General features: G+C 60.5%; 15 protein-coding genes and 1 tRNA gene. 8 read left to right on the plus strand and 8 right to left on the minus strand.

Features of this window, described 5'->3' with window-relative positions:
• Window positions 1-32: 32 nt before the first annotated feature.
• The 4 genes from Q1M04_RS07005 to Q1M04_RS07020 form a co-directional block, all read right to left on the minus strand.
• Window positions 33-2,369, minus strand: coding sequence for a hypothetical protein (locus Q1M04_RS07005; protein WP_300447080.1), 2,337 nt, complete (start codon window positions 2,367-2,369; stop codon window positions 33-35).
• A 420-nt stretch (window positions 2,370-2,789) separates the two neighbouring features.
• Complete coding sequence (locus Q1M04_RS07010) at window positions 2,790-3,086, minus strand: hypothetical protein (RefSeq protein ID WP_297983628.1); 297 nt, start codon at window positions 3,084-3,086, stop codon at window positions 2,790-2,792.
• 6 nt (window positions 3,087-3,092) lie between these two features.
• The gene (locus tag Q1M04_RS07015; protein ID WP_297997786.1) at window positions 3,093-4,295 is read right to left on the minus strand and encodes a hypothetical protein; all 1,203 of its coding nucleotides are present in this window, start codon (window positions 4,293-4,295) and stop codon (window positions 3,093-3,095) included.
• Window positions 4,292-5,287 carry a hypothetical protein gene (locus tag Q1M04_RS07020; RefSeq protein WP_297997787.1) on the minus strand — a complete coding sequence of 332 codons (996 nt, stop codon included), beginning with the start codon at window positions 5,285-5,287 and terminating at the stop codon, window positions 4,292-4,294. Before Q1M04_RS07020 ends, Q1M04_RS07015 begins: the two co-directional genes overlap by 4 nt.
• Before the next feature lie 150 nt (window positions 5,288-5,437).
• On the opposite strand from Q1M04_RS07020, the gene Q1M04_RS07025 reads away from it, so the two are divergent.
• Window positions 5,438-6,577: a site-specific integrase gene (locus Q1M04_RS07025; protein ID WP_297997789.1), complete on the plus strand. Its 1,140-nt coding sequence runs from the start codon at window positions 5,438-5,440 to the stop codon at window positions 6,575-6,577.
• Window positions 6,578-6,704: 127 nt separating this feature from the next.
• Here the strand turns inward: Q1M04_RS07025 and Q1M04_RS07030 are convergent.
• Window positions 6,705-6,781 (minus strand) — tRNA-Arg (locus Q1M04_RS07030).
• Between the two features lie 248 nt (window positions 6,782-7,029).
• On the opposite strand from Q1M04_RS07030, the gene Q1M04_RS07035 reads away from it, so the two are divergent.
• On the plus strand, window positions 7,030-7,278 hold the full coding sequence (locus tag Q1M04_RS07035) for an HPr family phosphocarrier protein (RefSeq protein ID WP_204790937.1): 249 nt from the start codon (window positions 7,030-7,032) through the stop codon (window positions 7,276-7,278).
• A gap of 44 nt (window positions 7,279-7,322) precedes the next feature.
• On the opposite strand, the gene Q1M04_RS07040 is transcribed toward Q1M04_RS07035, so the two are convergent.
• The 3 genes from Q1M04_RS07040 to mtaB all read right to left on the minus strand — a co-directional run bounded on the left by Q1M04_RS07040 (window position 7,323) and on the right by mtaB (window position 11,468).
• The gene (locus tag Q1M04_RS07040; protein WP_297997790.1) at window positions 7,323-9,503 is read right to left on the minus strand and encodes an S-layer homology domain-containing protein; all 2,181 of its coding nucleotides are present in this window, start codon (window positions 9,501-9,503) and stop codon (window positions 7,323-7,325) included.
• Between the two features lie 83 nt (window positions 9,504-9,586).
• Window positions 9,587-10,162: a 5'-deoxynucleotidase gene (yfbR, locus tag Q1M04_RS07045; RefSeq protein ID WP_297997791.1), complete on the minus strand. Its 576-nt coding sequence runs from the start codon at window positions 10,160-10,162 to the stop codon at window positions 9,587-9,589.
• 4 nt (window positions 10,163-10,166) lie between these two features.
• Window positions 10,167-11,468 carry a tRNA (N(6)-L-threonylcarbamoyladenosine(37)-C(2))-methylthiotransferase MtaB gene (mtaB, locus tag Q1M04_RS07050; RefSeq protein WP_297997792.1) on the minus strand — a complete coding sequence of 434 codons (1,302 nt, stop codon included), beginning with the start codon at window positions 11,466-11,468 and terminating at the stop codon, window positions 10,167-10,169.
• A 117-nt stretch (window positions 11,469-11,585) separates the two neighbouring features.
• Between mtaB and Q1M04_RS07055 the strand changes: the two genes are divergently transcribed.
• The 6 genes from Q1M04_RS07055 to Q1M04_RS07080 all read left to right on the plus strand — a co-directional run bounded on the left by Q1M04_RS07055 (window position 11,586) and on the right by Q1M04_RS07080 (window position 17,788).
• Complete coding sequence (locus Q1M04_RS07055; protein ID WP_297997794.1) at window positions 11,586-12,713, plus strand: cysteine desulfurase family protein; 1,128 nt, start codon at window positions 11,586-11,588, stop codon at window positions 12,711-12,713.
• A gap of 32 nt (window positions 12,714-12,745) precedes the next feature.
• Entirely contained in the window at window positions 12,746-14,134 is a 1,389-nt protein-coding gene (locus Q1M04_RS07060) for an MATE family efflux transporter (protein ID WP_295738134.1), read from the plus strand.
• A complete protein-coding gene (locus tag Q1M04_RS07065; protein WP_297997795.1) occupies window positions 14,131-14,952 on the plus strand; it encodes a putative RNA methyltransferase in 822 nt (273 codons plus the stop codon). Before Q1M04_RS07060 ends, Q1M04_RS07065 begins: the two co-directional genes overlap by 4 nt.
• A gap of 13 nt (window positions 14,953-14,965) precedes the next feature.
• Window positions 14,966-15,667 carry a cysteine hydrolase family protein gene (locus Q1M04_RS07070; protein WP_293279992.1) on the plus strand — a complete coding sequence of 234 codons (702 nt, stop codon included), beginning with the start codon at window positions 14,966-14,968 and terminating at the stop codon, window positions 15,665-15,667.
• Window positions 15,668-15,928: 261 nt separating this feature from the next.
• On the plus strand, window positions 15,929-16,831 hold the full coding sequence (gene iolE, locus Q1M04_RS07075) for a myo-inosose-2 dehydratase (protein ID WP_293279993.1): 903 nt from the start codon (window positions 15,929-15,931) through the stop codon (window positions 16,829-16,831).
• 156 nt (window positions 16,832-16,987) lie between these two features.
• Window positions 16,988-17,788, plus strand: coding sequence for a 5-deoxy-glucuronate isomerase (locus tag Q1M04_RS07080; RefSeq protein ID WP_297997797.1), 801 nt, complete (start codon window positions 16,988-16,990; stop codon window positions 17,786-17,788).
• Window positions 17,789-17,804: the final 16 nt, after the last annotated feature.

Consider the following 17,804-nt stretch of genomic DNA (forward strand, 5'->3'; position numbering starts at 1 on the left):
ATATGTACACTTACAACATCATTGATGAAGTATCAGTGCTCTTGTAAATGAACATTGTCGTATGTATCCCTCGGTTTGCTATGTTTCCGAGGGAATAAAAGTCGTTGTATGTTGATTGTATAGCTTTCCCGAATAGCGGTATTGGCCATTCGGAATAAGTGTTCTTTGTCTTGGATTTCCATTTTGTGTTCAGGATGCAGTAATGATTGTATCACATCCTCCTCTGTTACCACGGTATTGGCCAAACCAACGAAAAAGCCTGACCGATTACGATTTGATACCGTTACTTCAACAAGATCGACTTGAGAATCCTGCACGCTGGCAGACCTCTGATTGGCAATCCGTTTTGCGGAAAGATATTTTATCCTGTTGAGTTCCGTATACCGGTTCCAAATGGTCTCAATATTGATTCGACTGTCAAAACGCCCCTTTTTATTCTGGAGCGATTGCATGAAGTGGTAAATCAAAAGCTCGTCGAGATGGATGAAACGCGGCGTCCAGTACAGCCGCTCTTGATCTAGAGTTAGAGTATCCGAATTGCTCCAGGGATCCTTTTGAATCTCCAGGAAGGAATATGTGGATATCTGGTCGAACGGCAGGTAATTCAGCAGGGGAAAGGTGACTAAATTGTGGTTGAACATATTGCTTTTTCGAAACTTTTTTGCCAGCTCGATGTTCTTTTGGGATTTTTGCGAGGTCGTGTTCCAGCGATAGTCCAGCGCCATTGCAATTGAGATAGATATGCCGCGCTGCTCCTTTAAGCTTTTCTTCAACTGTCGGTAAATGGTGGGTTTCTTCTTTGCATATACCGCTTTATCTTCTAAATGGTCAAGGGTAAGCTCGTGATCGATATATTCCGCTATGCCGCGATAAAATCTCTGCGCGAATGGGTCGTGCCGTTTTTTGTCACAGCTCAAAACTTTTAGTTGAAGGATCAATTCAAAAATAGATGTCCAGCTTCCTATAAATTCAAATGCGGAGCTCCCGCTGTAAAATTCCAGGAGATCCTCGATGAACTCCACAATCTTTTTTCGATTGGACTCTGGGATATATGTGTTTTTGATTAGCTGCTTCATCATAGTAACGCTTCTGGAAACAGCGTAATTATTGCTCTGCAATACGCCGATATCACGAATTTTTGTGCTGCCTCCAATGCTGTTGAAGAAGTACGCCGTGTCATTGAAACAATCTTTGATTAGATCAAACTCCGGAAGAAGGTTTGCCTCACTGGAATTGCATTTGATCTGCTTTTCCGCGACTTCTATTAAGACATTAGGAGCGCTTTGCTCAAAGAAAAAGCAGTTGATCTTTCTTTTTTGAATGGAGATCGACTCAAAGCCAGAAAAAACATAGTCCTCACCCTGTGTTGCGTATTTTTTCTTGATTACTCCCCGCTTTATCAGCAGCTCGCAAATAAACTCTGGTGTGACTTGACTCGCGTGAACCTCCGTGGGAATGATGATGATCATATCATCAACATATCTGCCGTAATGGATCGGGGTAAGGGCTTCTCCAATATTCTGGTCAAATTGATATAGATATAACTCACGCAGGAGGATAGGGCTTAACAGGCCGATGGGGAAAATAGTTGCGTTGTTCTCAATGTCGATTCCTATCTTATATTGAGAGATCAATTTTGTATAAGCCTGATAGATCTGTTCCTCGACGTCGGTGATGAAAGTAATCTCCCTCAAACGGGGATCATCGTCCAAAAGTGAACACAGTGTGTTGAATTTGAATCTGACTGAATAATAAAAACTTTTTAAATCCAAGCTGAACATCAATTGGTCGTACTTTTTCAAGCCTTGACGTAGCCGGGTAAACGCATCTTTCTGCCATTGGGAATAATTTTCAAAATACGGCTCAAAGCACCGGTTGGATTCAAAGTCTATACCCTCATATAGGTCATCCTGTCCGACATGAAAAATGCTGGATTTGAACTTGCCGGCATAAGAGCATGTGCTTGTCCCATATTTTTGCTGTCCGATCTTAGCTAGATATAGTGTCCAGAGGCAGTCAATGATAAGCAGTTCAATCGGGACATCAATAAAAAAATTGACCTTTGCTATATTTTTATGATGATCGATAGTTCCGACTATAGCGGCGGGCGGCGCGGAGACGGCGGCGAGACTCTTGGGAAGGACCACGTAATCCAACTCCGCAATTAACGCATCGAAATATTCCCTGTCTTCTGAAACGAGCGCCTCGGTCAGCTTATCGAAGGTCTGGGAAAACAGCATGTCGTCAGACTCGAATTCCGCGATCTTCTTTTTTGTGAAAAGCAGAGTTTTGTCATAAAAATAATATGACTTCAGCTTCTTGTAAGCTCCATGCAGCATGTTTTTCATTTGTTCATGGGTATATTGCATATGTTCCGCCTCCACTTCAAAGGCCTTAAAAATATGACGGAATTAGGACACGACTGATCTGTCATGACAGCGGCAAGCCTGTTACGAACCATTATAATCCCAAATGTCAAAAATTGCAATAAAATAGAAGGACAGCACAGTTTTTGCCGGCTTCTGTCTGATGGGTATACGAGGAAAAAGGTTCCTGAAATATCATGAACACGATATTCTGACGATAAAAGCCGACCCTATTTTTGCGCGCCCTCAACAACAACGGCTCCGTCCCGGGAGGGACGGGGCCGTTGTTGTTGAGGGCGCGGAACCGATTAAGGTCTCACTGGACCAGGTTCCGGTAGAAGTACGTCACAATGTCAGCCGGGGCAACATCTGGGAGGGCACGAAAGTGCCGCCTACGCCAGTGGCGACGCCGTTTTCCAATGCCTACAGCACCGTGTTGTGGTAGTAGATCCTGTTCGGTACACCGGTGAAGAGGTTGGAGCCGCCGGAGGCGTTCAGAAAAACGTAGTTCAGCTCGTCAGATATTAGAGAGTTGCCGCTATTTCGCAGGGCCAGGAAGCGGCTGTCAGAGATATTCACCAGCTGGGGAGTGAAGCGGTGGCAGCCAGCAAGCGTGTGGGTTTTGATGGAGTGCCGGTCAAAGTCGCTTTTGCTGACGGTGTAGATGATGGCGGAGCGCAATATGAAGGAGATATAATTGATATACAATTTTAAGCTCAAGCGTTTTCACAACTCCCGCCGCCGCTGGGCGCGGCAGGCCAGGACGCACGATGCCAATCCTATTGCCAGCAGCAGCGCCGCGCAGAGGATCTCACCGCCCGGAAAAGCCAGGAAGCGGGTGACATAGTTTCCGAAATAAAAGGCAAACGTCGTTACCAGCACGCCCAAAACCGTCAGCAAAACGATCAGCGGAATGGCCTTCAGCAGCATCGCCACATAGTTCCCGCTGTACTGAGACAGCGCCGCCGTCAGACCAGACGCCCCCAGGGACAGGGCCAGGACCAGCCCCGCCAGCGCCAGCAGGTACTGCCCATAGGTCCAGTCAAACCAGGGATAGCTGCGGAGAACGGCGTGCAGCGGACAGCGCCAAAAGGCCAGCACGCCGGTGGAGACGAAGGGGACCATGTATATGGCAATATTCAATAGGGTCAGAAGAAGACCGGAGACCAGAGCCGCCATGAATTGGACACTCAGGATCCGCCGCCCCCGCCGGGAGGCCCACTGGGCCGGACGCATCCGGTGAAGCCGGTCCCGCACCAGGGTTGGCGAGAGCAGAAGGATGGCGCTGACCACGCACCAGACCGCAAGATACCTGACATAGGTGCTGGTGGAAAATTCCACATGGGGCGGCAGGACGCTCCGCCCAATCCGGTCCTCCCGCATGGCCCGTACCCGCTCCCGGCACAGCTCGTCCAAACGCCTGGTCTTCCCAAAGGAACCCTCCTCCGGATCGGGAAGTCCTTCCCCATCCCAGGCTTCCAGAAAACGGCGCAGCTCCAGGATGGTGAAATAGTTGGTCTCACCGGAGTACAGCACATGATCCTCTAACGCAAGATCTCCCCGCTCTTTTGCCGCTTGATACGCCGCGTCACTGATGTAGCTGATGTCATTGAACGCCTCGAAGCTGTCGAAGTCCGTGATGCCCCGGCTTGCCATCTCCGTATTGCCTTCCGCGTAGTCCGCGAACCGAGCCTCTTCCTCCGCCAGCCGTCGCCCGATCTCCTCCCGCTCCGGCTGTTCAATGGTTGGCCCGTACCGCTCCACCCAGTCCAGGGCCAGGGTAAAGTCCGCCTGCTCCTGAGAACCGTTGTTGAAATACTCGATGTAAAAGGCGGGACGGATGTAGTAGTATACCGCTCCCAGCGCCACCAGCGCCGCCAAGACGCCGGGCCGCCAGATCTTCCGAAGCTCCTGTAAAAAAAGATTCATGTCACGATGTCCTTTCTTCTGAACAGCCGCAGGGACAGCGCGGTCCCCAGACCGAAAGCCAGCAGATCCAGCCCCGTGGAGACGGTCTCCTGCCAGGGCGCCGCGCCGGAGAGGCCCAGCTCGGTGAACCAGCCGCCGATCCCCAGCCAGACGCAGGCGGGGTGGACCAGCGACGCGAAATAGCCGCACCACAGCCCCATCTGGGCAAGCATCGCCGTCAGGCCCACGCCGCCGAAGCACACCACCGCCAGCACCAGTGCAGAGGCGTAGACGTTCCGCAGAAGCAATCCGCAGACCGCCGCCAGCAAAGCAAAATCCGCCGTCAGCAGTGCCCCCAGAGTCAGCTCTGCCGCCAGGTACCCGCCCACGGTGAAGTCCCCCCAGGTGAGGAAGGGACGGCGGAACAGCATATCCGTCAGGTAGTTGAACTGGCTGGAGACGCTCCCTCCCCAGACGCCGCCGTAATCCCAGAGGCAGAAGTAAACGCCCAGGGTCACCGCCGCCAGCAGAATGTAGAGGAACACCGCCGCCGTCAGGCCCGCCAGCACCTTCTTTCCATATAGCTTCCTCCCACTGCGGGAGGCGCAGATGAGAGACACCGTCCGCCGCTGTCCTTCAAAGCCAAGAAGGTACAGCATGGAGAGCATCCCCACCAGGAGCGATTCCGTCACGACGGCCCGGAACAGCGTATCGTAGAGGAACTGGTGGGCGTCATGGGTCACAGGTCCCGCATAGAGGTCCATAGCCGCGCCGGTCCCGCTCAGATGCGCCGCCCGCTCCGCCAGCAGAGTGTACTTCCAGCTCATGAGCCGGACGGCGGCGGGACTGTCCTTCACCACGCCCTCATAGAGACCGGCGAGATCCCGGGTGTCATAGTCCTCAAAGATGTCCGTCATCTCCCTGGCGGCGGAGAGCACCAGATCTCCGTACTCCGTCCGGGGGAGTCTTTCCAGGCCAACCAGAACCAGTTTTCGAGAGTTCATACAGCGCAAAAATTGCGCCGCCTAATCAAAGAATAGGTCTTTTTTCTCTCTGCCTTTTTCTACCGCAGACTATGAACTTTCTGATAACTCTCCGATGAATCCCTGGCTATTCACCGAGGTTACTGGTAATGTGTGTCGCTGAATAGGAGGCGATATGCAATGGCAAAGCGGAGGGCTAATGGAGAAGGAAGTATCCGCAAGCGAAAGGATGGCCGCTGGGAGGGACGCTACACTGCGGGCCGTGATCCGGTGACCGGAAGGACGATCTACAAAAATGTCTTGGGAAAGACCCAGGCGGAAGTCAAGGCAAAACTCAAGTCGGCAATTGAGAAGAGCGGCGTCCAGTCCCTGCGGACAGAGCGCTACACTGTAGGCCAGTGGCTGGACACCTGGATGGAGAACTATGCCAAGCTGCAAGTTCGCCCCTCGTCCCACAAGACCTACCAGGGTTTTATTGAAAACCACATCAAGCCTGCCCTCGGGGATATTCCTCTGGAAAAGCTGACGGCGATGAACCTCCAGAGGTTATACAAACACCTGCTGGAGAACGGCAGGGTGGAATGCACGGAGTCCCGCAGCAAGCCCAAGGGTCTCAGCGTCAAGACAGTGCGAAATATCAACCAGATGATTTCCTCCGCCCTGAACTGTGCGGTAGAGCAACGGCTGATCCCCGCCAATCCCACGAAAGGCTGTGTTCTCCCGAAGCTGGAGCGGAAGGAGATGAAAATCCTGCCGCCGGAGAGTCTGGGCACCTTCTTCGAGGAGGCACGGCGCAGCGGTGTGTTCGAGCTGTACTACATCGATCTCGCAACTGGACTCCGGCGGGGAGAACTGCTGGGGCTGAAATGGAGCGATATTGATTTGGATAAGGGCATCATCCACGTCCGACGACAAATTCTCCGTCAGAACGGTGAGGTGGTGGAAGCTCCCTTGAAAACGAAAAACTCCTACCGCAACATTGCGATAGGAGCAGATGCCATCGAAGTCCTCAAAGGTATGGAGCGGAAAGACGAATACGTCTTCCCCTCTCCGTTCGGAGGCCCCATGTCCCCGGACAGCGTCCTGCACATGCTCCAGCGGGTGCTGAAACGGGCAGGGCTAGAACGAATACGCTTCCACGACCTGCGTCACACATTTTCGGTGCTGGCCCTGCAAAACGGAGTAGATGTCAAAACCCTCTCCGCCATGCTGGGCCACTACTCGGCGGGCTTCACCCTGGACACCTACGCCCACGTCACCACCTCCATGCAGAAGCAGGCGGCGAATGCGGTGGGCAGTTTCCTCTCCAGCGCTCTCTGATGATTTCCGCTCCGAACTCTGGTATGGGTCACGGCTTGGGTCAAACCGGAGCCACAAAATTCAACCACCAGAAAAAGTGATGAAAACAAAAACAAAACCACGGAAATTCAACGAATTTCCGTGGTTTTGGTACGCCCTGAGGGATTCGAACCCCCGGCCTTCTGGTCCGTAGCCAGACGCTCTATCCAGCTGAGCTAAGGGCGCATATGCCATCCTTCCGGACAGCTTTATTATAATAGCACACTCTTCCTAGAAATGCAAGCCTTTTTTTCGTTTTTCTCAAGCGGCAAAAACCTTAAGGGTTTTTAACAATTTCCACAGCGGTCTCCCGCCGCCTTTTTGGGGAGACGACGAAAATGTACCAAGGCCCGAAAACTTCTTTAATAAAAATTGGCATCCGCTCAAAACCGTGTTATACTATCCCCAATTATTTGACGGAACGGAGTGGGCACATGAATCGTACGGCAGTCGTACAGATCCCGGAGGAACAGCTGGACCAGGTCGCCACCAGCTTTATCAAGGCGGCCAGCGGCTTTTCCAGCCAGATTACCATCGCCCGGGGCGGGCACTGCGTCAACGCCAAGAGCTTCCTTGGCTTCCTCTCCTTGATGCGGGACCAGGGCGAGGTGGCGCTGACCGCCGAGGGACCCGACGCGGGGGAGGCGCTGGACCGGCTGGCCGGCATCCTGGAAGCGAAATAAGGGCAAAAAGGGGACTGCCTTCCGGCAGTCCCCGCTTCTTATGCTCAGGCCGCCCGCTCCAGCACCCGGCAGAGCATGGAGGCCGCCTCCCCCCGGGTGGCGGTCCGGCTTCCGGCGTAGGTCCCGGAGGCCAGCCCCAGGGCCTGGGCAAGGGCGGCGTAGCCCAGCCCTTCTGCGGGAATGCTCCCCTTGTCGCTGTACGCGCAGGTGTAGATTCCCCCCAGCCGGGCGGCGGGGCCGTAGCCCGCGGCGTCCAGCAGCATCCGCACCACGTCCGCCCGGCTCAGGACGGCGTTGTCGTCCCGCTCCGCAGGGCGTAGGAGCCCGAGACGGTAGGCGCTGTAATAAGCGTTCTCCCGGCTGTCCTTGTCCGCGGCCTCCGGCTCCAGGGCCGTTCCCTGGAGGCTGCAGGCCAGGGCCACCAGCTCCCACTGGGTTACGTTCTTGCTGGGGCGGAACTTGCCCCCGGCGTAGCCCGCGCCGTACTGGGCCAGCTTCTCGATATCCGCCTTGGCCGGGCTCTTGGCCAGGTCGTCATAGGAAAGGGGCTCCCGGACGGCTCCCCGCTCCTCCCGGACCGGCGCACCGGTCTTGGCGTCCACGCCGGAGTAGGACTGCTCCCGCTCCAGGCCGTAGGTCAGGCGGAGGGCGTAGTAGTATTCCAGGCCCTGCTCCAGCAGCTTCGCCTGGGCCGGGCCGGCCTTGGTGAGCTTCTGGGGGACGTTCCGGTAGGCCAGCGCCGCTTCATAGGTCCCCGCCCAGGCGGAGAGGGCGGTTTCCATGGAAACAAGGCCGTTGGCGTCGTCAAAGTCCGCGTCCTCGTCCCAGCCGCCGGAGAGGCCGTAGACGGACCCGTCCGCCGCGTCGATGGAGACCCAATAGGAGTTTTCCGGGAAGGGCAGGCCGTTGACCGTCCGGGCGAAGCGGAAGCGGAAATAGGGGGCCTGGTCCTGTCCCCGGGCGATGGGGACGGCATAGGCGGCGTCCTGATAGAGCTCCAGGGTCCGGCCGGGACAGAGGGCTTTCAAAAAGGCCTCCGCCTTTTTCTGGGCTGCCTCCTCCGTGAGCTTTCGCTCCCGGCCCCAGGGGGCGGAGGATTGGACGCCCTCCACCGCGCCGGTTTTGGCGTTGACCGTGATGTTCCGGGTCAGGCGCTCTCCGCCGTCGGTCCGGGCGTAGCGCAGGGTGCAGAGAAAGCGGCCCGCCGCGCCCTCCTTCCCGGGCTCCACCCCATAGGACGAGCCGGTCAGGGCATAGCCCCGGAGGCCGTAGGCGCCCTCCGCCCGGAGGGCCTTGTCCAGCTCCTCCTTGGGCAGCACGCCCTCCATTTGCTCTATGCCCTCCTGCTCCGCCTTGGTGAGGCCCGCTTCCTCGGCGGCCGTGTCCGCCGCCTTGGCGGAGGGAGCGGCGTTGGCCCCTCCGGCGGCGGAGCGGTAGCCCAGGCGCAGCTGCTCCTCCAGCTCCGTCAGGTCTATCAGCTCCCCGGTTTTGGCGTCCGCCAGGAAGGTGTGGGCCCCCGCCTCCGGCACATAGCGGAGGACGGCCTTGGCGCTGCCGGGGTCCCGGACATACTCCAGCCGGAGCTTCAGGGTTCCGGCCAGGGCCTCTTCCGCCTCACCGGCGGAGGCGGCGGCCTCCGGCCCGGGCACGCCGCCGATGGCGGCGGTTTCCGGCACGTCCCGGCTGAAATGCTCCACCAGCCCGTCCTCCACCCGGATGGAGTAGTGGAGGGGAGAGGGCAGGCTGTTGAGGACGAGGGTCCCGGACCAGGCGCTGCCGGAGCCCCCCAGGGAGGACGCGCCCTCCGGGCCGCTCAGCTCCGCGGCTTCTCCCGTCCGTAGGACCCGGGCCAGGAAGGCCTCCGCCGCTGCCCGGTCCTCCGCGCCGCCGTTTTCCGGGAAGGAGGGGAAGCCTCCTTCGTTGGAAGCGGGGGCGGAGGCCCGGGATTCCCAGCGGGAGAGGCTGACGACGGTGCCGTCCTCCAGGGCGGAGACGGAGAGGGAGCGCCGTTCCCCCTCCCAGCTCAGGTCCCAGACAGGAGCCAATTCCTCGGACAGGCTGCCCCGGAAGGTCTCATAGGCTTCCGTGTCCAGGGCCAGGGCCTCCTTCACCAGGGCGGTGACCTTGGCAAGGCGAACGTCCTGGGATTCCTCCGCCGCCGCGGCGGGCAGGGTCAGCGCCGCCAGCAGGGCGGCGGCCAGGGTCAGGGAAAGCAGGCGTTTCATGGTCATCCCTCCAAATCTTGTTGTGTTCCTTTAGACGGCGGGGGCGGGAAAAAGGTTCCCGCCCCCGCCGCGATTGAAACGTCTTATTTCAGCTGGTCCAGGGTCAGGGAAAAGCTGTCCATGAAGGTCTCCAGGAAATATTCCACCTCCGGCAGGCCGTAGCCCTCCAGGACCTTTCGCGTCTGGGCGGCGGCGTCCCGGAATTCGGTGTTTCCGGCCTTCAGCTCCTCCACGCATTTGATGTACGCCGAGAGCTTGTCCGCCGCCTTCACCAGCCGCTCCACCTCCGGGTCCACCTCCGTGAGCACCGGGGCGTAGGCCTCCCGCAGCTCCTGGGGCAGCATGGCCAGCAGCTTCCGCTCCGCCACCGCCTCCACCTCCTTATAGGCGTGCTGGATGGCGGGGTTGCCGTATTTGATGGGGGTGGGCATGTCCCCGGTTAAAATCTCGCTGGCGTCGTGGTACAGCGCCGCCGCCGCCACCGCTCCGGGGTCGGCGGTCCCGCCGAATTTCTCGTTGCGGATCACCGCCAGGGCGTGGGCCAGGACGGCGGCCTGGTGGCTGTGCTCCTGGACGTTCTCCGGCGCGGTGTTCCGCATCAGCGCCCAGCGCTGGATAAACCGCATCCGGGAGAGGTAGGCGAAAAAGTGGCTTTTCATATCCTCACTCCTTCAGTTCCCCGAAGAGGGTTTCCCCGTCGGTTTGGGTGATGGCCACGGGGCGGATCTGGTTGTGCAGATCCGCCCCCTTTACCAGCACCTCCGCGTAGTTGGGGGCGTGGCCCAGGAAGAGACCCTCCTTTCCGGCGGGCTGCTCGAAGAGCACCTCCTCCGTCCGGCCCACGCACTCCTCCAAGTAGGTCCGGCGCATGGCGGCGGCGGCCTCCGCCGCCCGGCGGGCCCGCTCGGCCCGAAGGGCCTTGGGAAGCTGCTCCATCTCCGCCGCCGGGGTGCCGGGGCGCTGGGAGTAGGGGAAAATGTGCATCCGGGCAAAGCCGCAGCTTTGAATAAATTCCAGGGTTTCCTGAAACTCCTCCTCCGTCTCCCCGGGGAAGCCGGTGATGAGGTCCGTGGTGATTGCGGGGTGGCGGAAGGTCTTTTTCAAAAGCTCCACGGCTTGGAGATACCGCTTTGTGTCGTACTTCCGCCGCATCCGCCGCAGGGTGGCGTCGCAGCCGCTTTGGAGGGAGAGGTGGAACTGGGGGCACAGGTCCGGCAGGATTGCCGCCCTCTGGCAGAACTCCTCCGTGACGGTCCGGGGCTCCAGGCTTCCCAGCCGGAGGCGCACGCCCGGCACGGCGGCGCTGACGGCCTCCAGAAGGTCGATGAGGGTGGTCCCCTGGCAGAGGTCCCGGCCCCAGGAGGAAATCTCAATGCCCGTCAGCACAATTTCCTGATAGCCCTGGTTTTTCAGCTCCAGGGCCTGGACCGCCGCCTCCCCCATGGGCAAAGAGCGCACCGGGCCCCGGGCATAGGGGATGATGCAGTAGGAGCAGAAGTTGGCGCAGCCGTCCTCCACCTTCAAAAGGGCCCGGGTCCGGCCCTCCAGCCCCCCGGCGGGGAGCCATTCAAAATGCCGCCGCTCAAAGGGCGGGTCCACGGCCTCCAGGGGGGCCTTGCGCTCCCGCTCTTGGACGGCCTGTTCCAGAAGGCTTAAAAAGCCCATGCGGTCCCCGGTGCCCGTCAGCACGTCGGCCCCCAGGGCCCGGGCCTCGGCGGCGTGGGTCTGGGACCAGCAGCCGCACACGGCCACCACGGCCCCCGGGTACTCCCGGCGGGCCCGGTGGACGGCCTGGCGGGACTTCTGGTCCCCGGCGGCGGTGACGGAGCAGGTATTGATAACGTAGGCGTCTGCCTCCTGGCCGAAGGGGACCGTCTCGTGGCCCCGGGCCCGGAGCTCCCGCTCCATGGCCTGGGTCTCGTACTGGTTCACCTTGCAGCCAAGGGTGTAGATGGCGACTTTCATAGTGGATCAGATTCTCCTTGCGCTTTGTAAGATTGTTCGCTATAATGGCTTGGCATGCCCTATTATACTGGAATCTCCCGGTTTGGGCAAGCCCCCTGGAAAGGAGTTTTTTACCAGATGATTTACCTGGATTACGCTGCCACCGCCCCCGTCCCCCGGGCCGTGGCGGACGCCATGATAGAAGTCCTGACGGAGCGGTACGGAAATCCCAGCTCCCAGTATCCCTTCGGCGCGGAAATGAAAAAGCGGGTCGAGGACTGGCGGAGGGCCGTGGCCGCCCTGCTGGACTGCCCGGCGGAGGGGCTGCATTTCACCTCCTGCGGCACCGAGGGGGACAACTGGGCCCTCCGGGCCGCCGTGTGGCAGAACCGGCACGTTGGAAACCACATCGTCACCACGGCGGTGGAGCACAGCGCCGTGCTGGAGTGCTGCAAGTGGCTGGAGCGGGAGGGGTGCGAGGTCACGTACCTCGCACCGGACCAAAACGGTAGTCTTACGGCGGAGCAGGTTTTAGAGGCCGTCCGGCCCGACACCGCCGCCGTCTCCGTCATGCTGGTGAACAACGAGCTGGGGACCGTGTACCCCGTTGCGGACATCGCCAGGGGCCTTGCCGCCCGAAATCCCAAGACCCTCCTCCACACCGACGCGGTGCAGGGCCTGGGGACCTTCTCCGCCAGGGCCCTGGGGGCGGATTTTGTAACGGTTTCCGCCCACAAGATCGGCGGGCCCAAGGGCGTCGGGGCCCTGTACATCGGCCCCCGGGCGCGGAATCCCCGGCCCCTTCTGGCGGGCGGGGGGCAGGAGCGGGGGCTCCGCTCCGGCACCGAGGCCACGGCCCAGATCGCGGGCTTTGCCAGGGCGGCGGAGCTGCGCCTGGAAAACCGGGAGCGGAACCGCGCCCATTTGGAGGCCCTTCACGCCGTAGCCCTGGAGAAGCTGCTTGCCATACCGGACATGGTTTGCGTGGGGGCGGGGACGGCCCCCCATATCCTGTCCGTCTCCCTGGCGGGCTGGCCCGCCGGAAACATCGTCAACGACCTGGGAAGCCAGGGAATCTGCGTCTCCGCCGGGTCCGCCTGCCACCAGGGCAAGCCCAGCCATGTCGTTGCCGCCCTGAAGCTCCCCAAGCGGGTGGCCGCCGGGGTGATCCGCCTCAGCTTTGGCCCCGGCACCACCGAGGCGGACATCGACGCCTGTGCCCAGGCCCTCCGGCGGCACCGGGACACCCGGATGCCCATGCTGTAAATTTTATAATAATCGTTTGATAAAGGTGACTTATGTTCAATTTCCTCCGCCGGGAACCCGGCTTTTACAAGCGGCTTTTTAAGCTCTCCCTGCCCATGATTCTGCAAAACCTCATCACCTTTTCCCTGGGGCTCATCGACACCTTCATGGTCTCCCGCCTGGGAAACGCGGAGATGGCGGCGGTGACCACCGCCAACGTCCCGGTGTTCCTCCTCACCAGCATTGTCTTCGGCTTCCAGAGCGGCCTGGGCATTCTGGTGAGCCAGTACTGGGGCAAGGGGGACGAGAAGAGCGTCAGCCGCGCCATGGGCGTTGCCTCCCTGCTGGGAACAGCCGTCACGCTGCCCCTGGCCCTGGCCTTCTGGGCCTTTCCGGTGCCCGTGATGGACCTCCTGTCCAACAAGCACGAGCTTTCCCTGCTGGGCGCGCCCTACCTCCAGGTCATCGGCTTTGCCTATGTGTTCAACATGCTCTCCTCCATCTACGTCAGCGCCCGGCGGAGTGTGGAGGACCCGGCCTTCGGCATGAAGCTCTTCGGCTTTTCCACCATCCTGAACACGGGACTGAACTACCTGCTGATTTTCGGCAATTTCGGCTTCCCAGCCCTGGGGGTGGCCGGGGCCGCCATTGCCACTTTACTGGCCCGGATCAGCGAGTTTGCCATCTGCGTTGTCTGCGCCCTGCGGAGCAGGCTCATCCCCCTGCACCTGGGGCTGTTCTTCCGCCCGGGCCTGGACATGATGCGCCGCTTTGTCAAGTACGCCTCCCCGGTGGTGCTGAACGAAACTGTCTGGGGCCTGGGGAACTCCCTCTTGACCGTTATCCTGGGCTACACGGACAACTCTGTGGAAATGCTGGCGGCCAACGCCGTCATGGGCAATCTGAACCGCCTGTTCCTGGTGGTCTGCTTCGGCCTGGGAGCCGCCACGGCGGTGATAGTGGGCAAGGCCATCGGCGAGGGCCAGGGCCGGGAGAAGGTCATGGACCTGAGCCGGGCCCTCCTCTGGTTCGCCGTGCTGGTGGGGACGGCGCTGACGGTGTTCTCCATCGCCCTGGTGCCTCTGCTGTTCGTGCCCGTTATTTTCCCCATGTTCAAGCTCTTCGGCCTCTCCGCTGAAATCGCCACGGCCCTGGCGGTCATGGGCTTCGCCTCCATCCCCCTCCACGCCTGTGCCATCTCCGCCATCACCGGGGTCCTCCGGGCCGGGGGCGACGTGATGTGGTCCACGGTCCTGGACATCGCCCCCCAGTGGGTGGTGTGCCTTCCCGCCACGGCCCTGGTGGCCCTGGTTCTGAAACTGGGATGCTGGCCCATTGCCTTCGCCATCCAGCTGGAAAGCATCGTGAAATTCCCCCTCTGCCTCTGGCGGGTCCGGGGCGGGAAGTGGATCAACGACGTGACGGGAGGCGGAACGGAATGAGTCTCTTCCGCTGTCCCCTCTGCGCCGCCCCCCTGGAGCGGGCGGCGGGGGCGTACCGCTGCCCTGAGGGCCACAGCTTTGACATCGCCAAGGAGGGCTACGTCCACCTGCTGCCCCCCAACCAAAAGCACTCCGCCCTCCCCGGAGACGACCGGGAGATGGTGCTGGCCCGGCGGGAATTCCTGTCCGGAGGGTATTACCAGCCGCTTCTAAATACGCTTTGTAGTCGAATTTTGGCCCTTTCCGGTGAAACGCCCGCCCTTCTGGACGCGGGCTGCGGCGAGGGCTGGTACACCGCCGGGGTGGCCCAGGCCCTGCGGGCCGCCGGGAGACGGCCCCAAATAGCGGGGACGGACATCTCGAAATTCGCCCTCCGCACGGCGGCCAGGCGGGAGAAGGGGGCGGAGTTCGCCGTGGCCTCCTCCTACCGACTGCCCCTGGCGGACGGCGGCGTGGACGTGCTTTTGAACTGCTTTTCCCCCCTGGCGCTGGAGGAGTTCCGGCGGGTGCTGAAGCCCGGCGGGTGGTTCCTCTATGTGGTCCCCGGGGCGGAGCACCTCTGGGAGATGAAGGAAATTCTCTACGATAAGCCCTACCCCAACGAGGAGAAGGAGACCCCCTACGAGGGCTTCGCCTATCGGGAGATTGTCCCGGTGGACGGGACGGTTTTGCTGGAGCGGCGGGAGGACCTTCAAAACCTCTTCCGCATGACCCCCTATTTTTGGAAAACCCCCAGGGCCGGGGCGGAGCGCCTGGCGGCCTTGGACCGGCTGGAGGTGCGGACCTCCTTCCGGGTGCATGTGTTTGAAAAGCTGTGAAAGGAGCATTGCCATGAAACCCAATCCCACCCGTTCCGCCCTCATTCTCATTGACATGGAAAACGGCTTTGTGGACCGCCGGGGCGGCCACTGCATCAAGGGGGCCCAGGCCACCGTCCCCGCCTGTGCCCATGCGTGCGATTTGGCCCGGAGCAAGGGCATCCCCGTTTTCTTTGTCAAGCGCATCTACCGCGCCGACGGCAGCGACGTGGAGCTGACCCGGTACGCCGCCTGGAAGGCCGGGGGCCACGCCTGCCGCCCCGCCTCCGCCGGGCCCAACAGCGCCCAGGCCCCGGAGGCCCTCCGCCCCCAGCCGGGGGATTACACCATCATCAAGCCCCGGTGGAGCGCCTTTTTCCAGACGGAGCTGGACCTGATCCTCCGCCGCCTGGACGTGCGGACGGTGATTCTGGCGGGCACCACCACCCCCAACTGCGTCCGCACCACCTGCTACGACGCCATTGCCCTGGAGTACAACACCGTGGTGCTGACGGACTGCTGTTCCTCCCAGACGGAGGAGATCCAGCGGGTGAACCTGGAGGACATGGAGCGGGCCGGGGCGCTGCTGATGGACAGCGCCGCCTTCGCCGCCTACGGGCCCGAAACGGTCCCGGATCTCTCCGCCGCCATCCGGGAGGAAATGCTGGCCTCGGATGCCTTCCCGGAGCCCTTCGCCGCCCAGGGGGACGCCGTGGGCTGGACGGACCTCTGGTGAGGTCCGCGTGCAGATTGTGAACGTTTGCGTAAATTCCGTCAAGCCTTCCGTCAAAGCGTAAAAAAAGCCGGAGAGCCTTTGGCGAATTTGGAAAATTTTCTAAAACACGGAGAAAAACCGTTGATTTTTCAGCGGGAAAATGCTAATTTCTTTATAGCGAAAACGATTGCGGCAGCGCTTCGCTTCCGCCGGTTTTCCCCTCTGCCCCGGAGGGCCCCTGCCGGGCCCCAGGACGACAATTTTTCAAGGAGGTCGTTTCCCATGTTTGATTCCAAAAACGTTTCCCTGGGCATTGCGCCCATTGGCTGGTGCAACGATGATATGCCCGAGCTGGGCGGCGAGAACACCTTCCAGCAGATCGTCAGCGAGATGGCCCTGGCGGGCTTTACCGGCTGTGAGATCGGCAACAAGTACCCCACGGACCCCGCCGAGCTGAAAAAGGCCCTGGACCTCAGGGGCATGCGGATTGCCAGCCGCTGGTATTCCTCGTTTCTCCTGACCCGCCCCTTTGAGGAGGAGGAGAAGGACTTTAAGGCGAACCTGGACTTCCTGGCCGCCGTGGGGGCGAACCGGATCAACGTCAGCGAGCAGAGCTATTCCATCCAGGGCCAGATGGACACCCCGGTCCTCACCGGCGGGCACAAGCATGTGATGAACGACGGGGAGTGGGCCCTTTTCTGCGAAGGGCTGAACAAGCTGGGCAAGATCGCCGCCGACCGGGGCTTCAAGCTCTGCTTCCACCACCACATGGGCACCGTGGTCCAGACCAGCGAGGAGACGGACCGGATGATGGCCAACACCGACCCCCGGTATGTGTTTTTGTGCTATGACACCGGCCACTTCACCTTCGCCGGGGAGGACCCCCTGACCATGCTGAAGAAGTATGTGGACCGGGTGGGCCATGTGCATCTGAAGGACATGCGGCTGCCGGTTGTGGAAGAGGCCCGGAAGAACAACTGGAGCTTCCTCCAGTCCGTGCGCAGCGGCGCGTTCACCGTGCCCGGCGACGGCGACGTGGATTTTGACCCGGTGTTTAAGGTTCTGGCGGACGCCGGGTATCAGGGCTGGCTGCTGGTGGAGGCCGAGCAGGACCCCGCCAAGGCGAATCCGCTGGAGTACGCCATGAAGGGGCGGAAGTACATTCGGGAGCATACGGGGCTCTAAGGCTCAAAGAGGGGACTTCGTCCCCCCCTTTGGATTCCCCCCTCCAGTGACACCGGTCACTGGAGCCGCCGCCCCAGGCGGCTGGAGTCAAGGAATTTTTGTGACGCGCGTGTCGTCGCAAAAATGATTTGAATTACAATTTGGGAGATGATTCCAATGACCTATTTTAACAAAAACGCCGAACTCAAGCAGGGGTACAATCCCTACATCGATATGTCCGCGGACGACATGGGCACCCAGATGGACGTGGGCCTCCTGGTCATGGAGCCCGGCGACGACTTCACCTTTGAAGAGGCCGAGAAGGAAATCGCCGTCCTCCTCTTCGCCGGAACGGTGACCTATCAGTGGGCCGGGAAGACCGTGGAGGCCGAGCGTCCCGACTGCTTCCACCATGAGGCCTACTGTCTCCTGGCGGGCCGGGGGGAGAAGATCGTCCTCACCGCCAAGGCCCACAGCGAGCTGTACATCCAAAAGACCCTCAACGAAAAGCCCTTTGAGGCGGTCATGTACACCCCCGACACCGTCCAGACCCAGCACGCCGGGTGCAATGGCGAGCTTTTGGGCTGCATGGAGCGGGAGATCAAAACCTTCTTCGACCACGACAACGCGCCCTTTTCCAACATGGTCCTGGGCGAGGTGCTGAACCACCCCGGCAAGTGGTCCTCCTATCCCCCCCATCACCATCCTCAGCCGGAGGTCTATTTCTACCGCTTTGACTATCCCCACGGCTTCGGCGCGGGCTTTGCCAACGGGGAGATTTATCAAACCGGCCACAACGGCCTTGCCGTCATCACCAGCGGCTTCCACTCCCAGACCGCCGCGCCGGGCTACGCCATGTGCTACGCCTGGGGCATCCGGCACCTGGAGGGGGACCCCTGGCTGAAAACCCGCATCGACGACGAGGAGCACGCCTGGCTCTGGAAGCCCGACGCCAACGACCACATCTATCAGGGATAAACTTTAAAGGAGGTCT

This window comes from uncultured Oscillibacter sp. (assembly GCF_950073225.1).
GTDB lineage: Bacteria > Bacillota > Clostridia > Oscillospirales > Oscillospiraceae > Oscillibacter.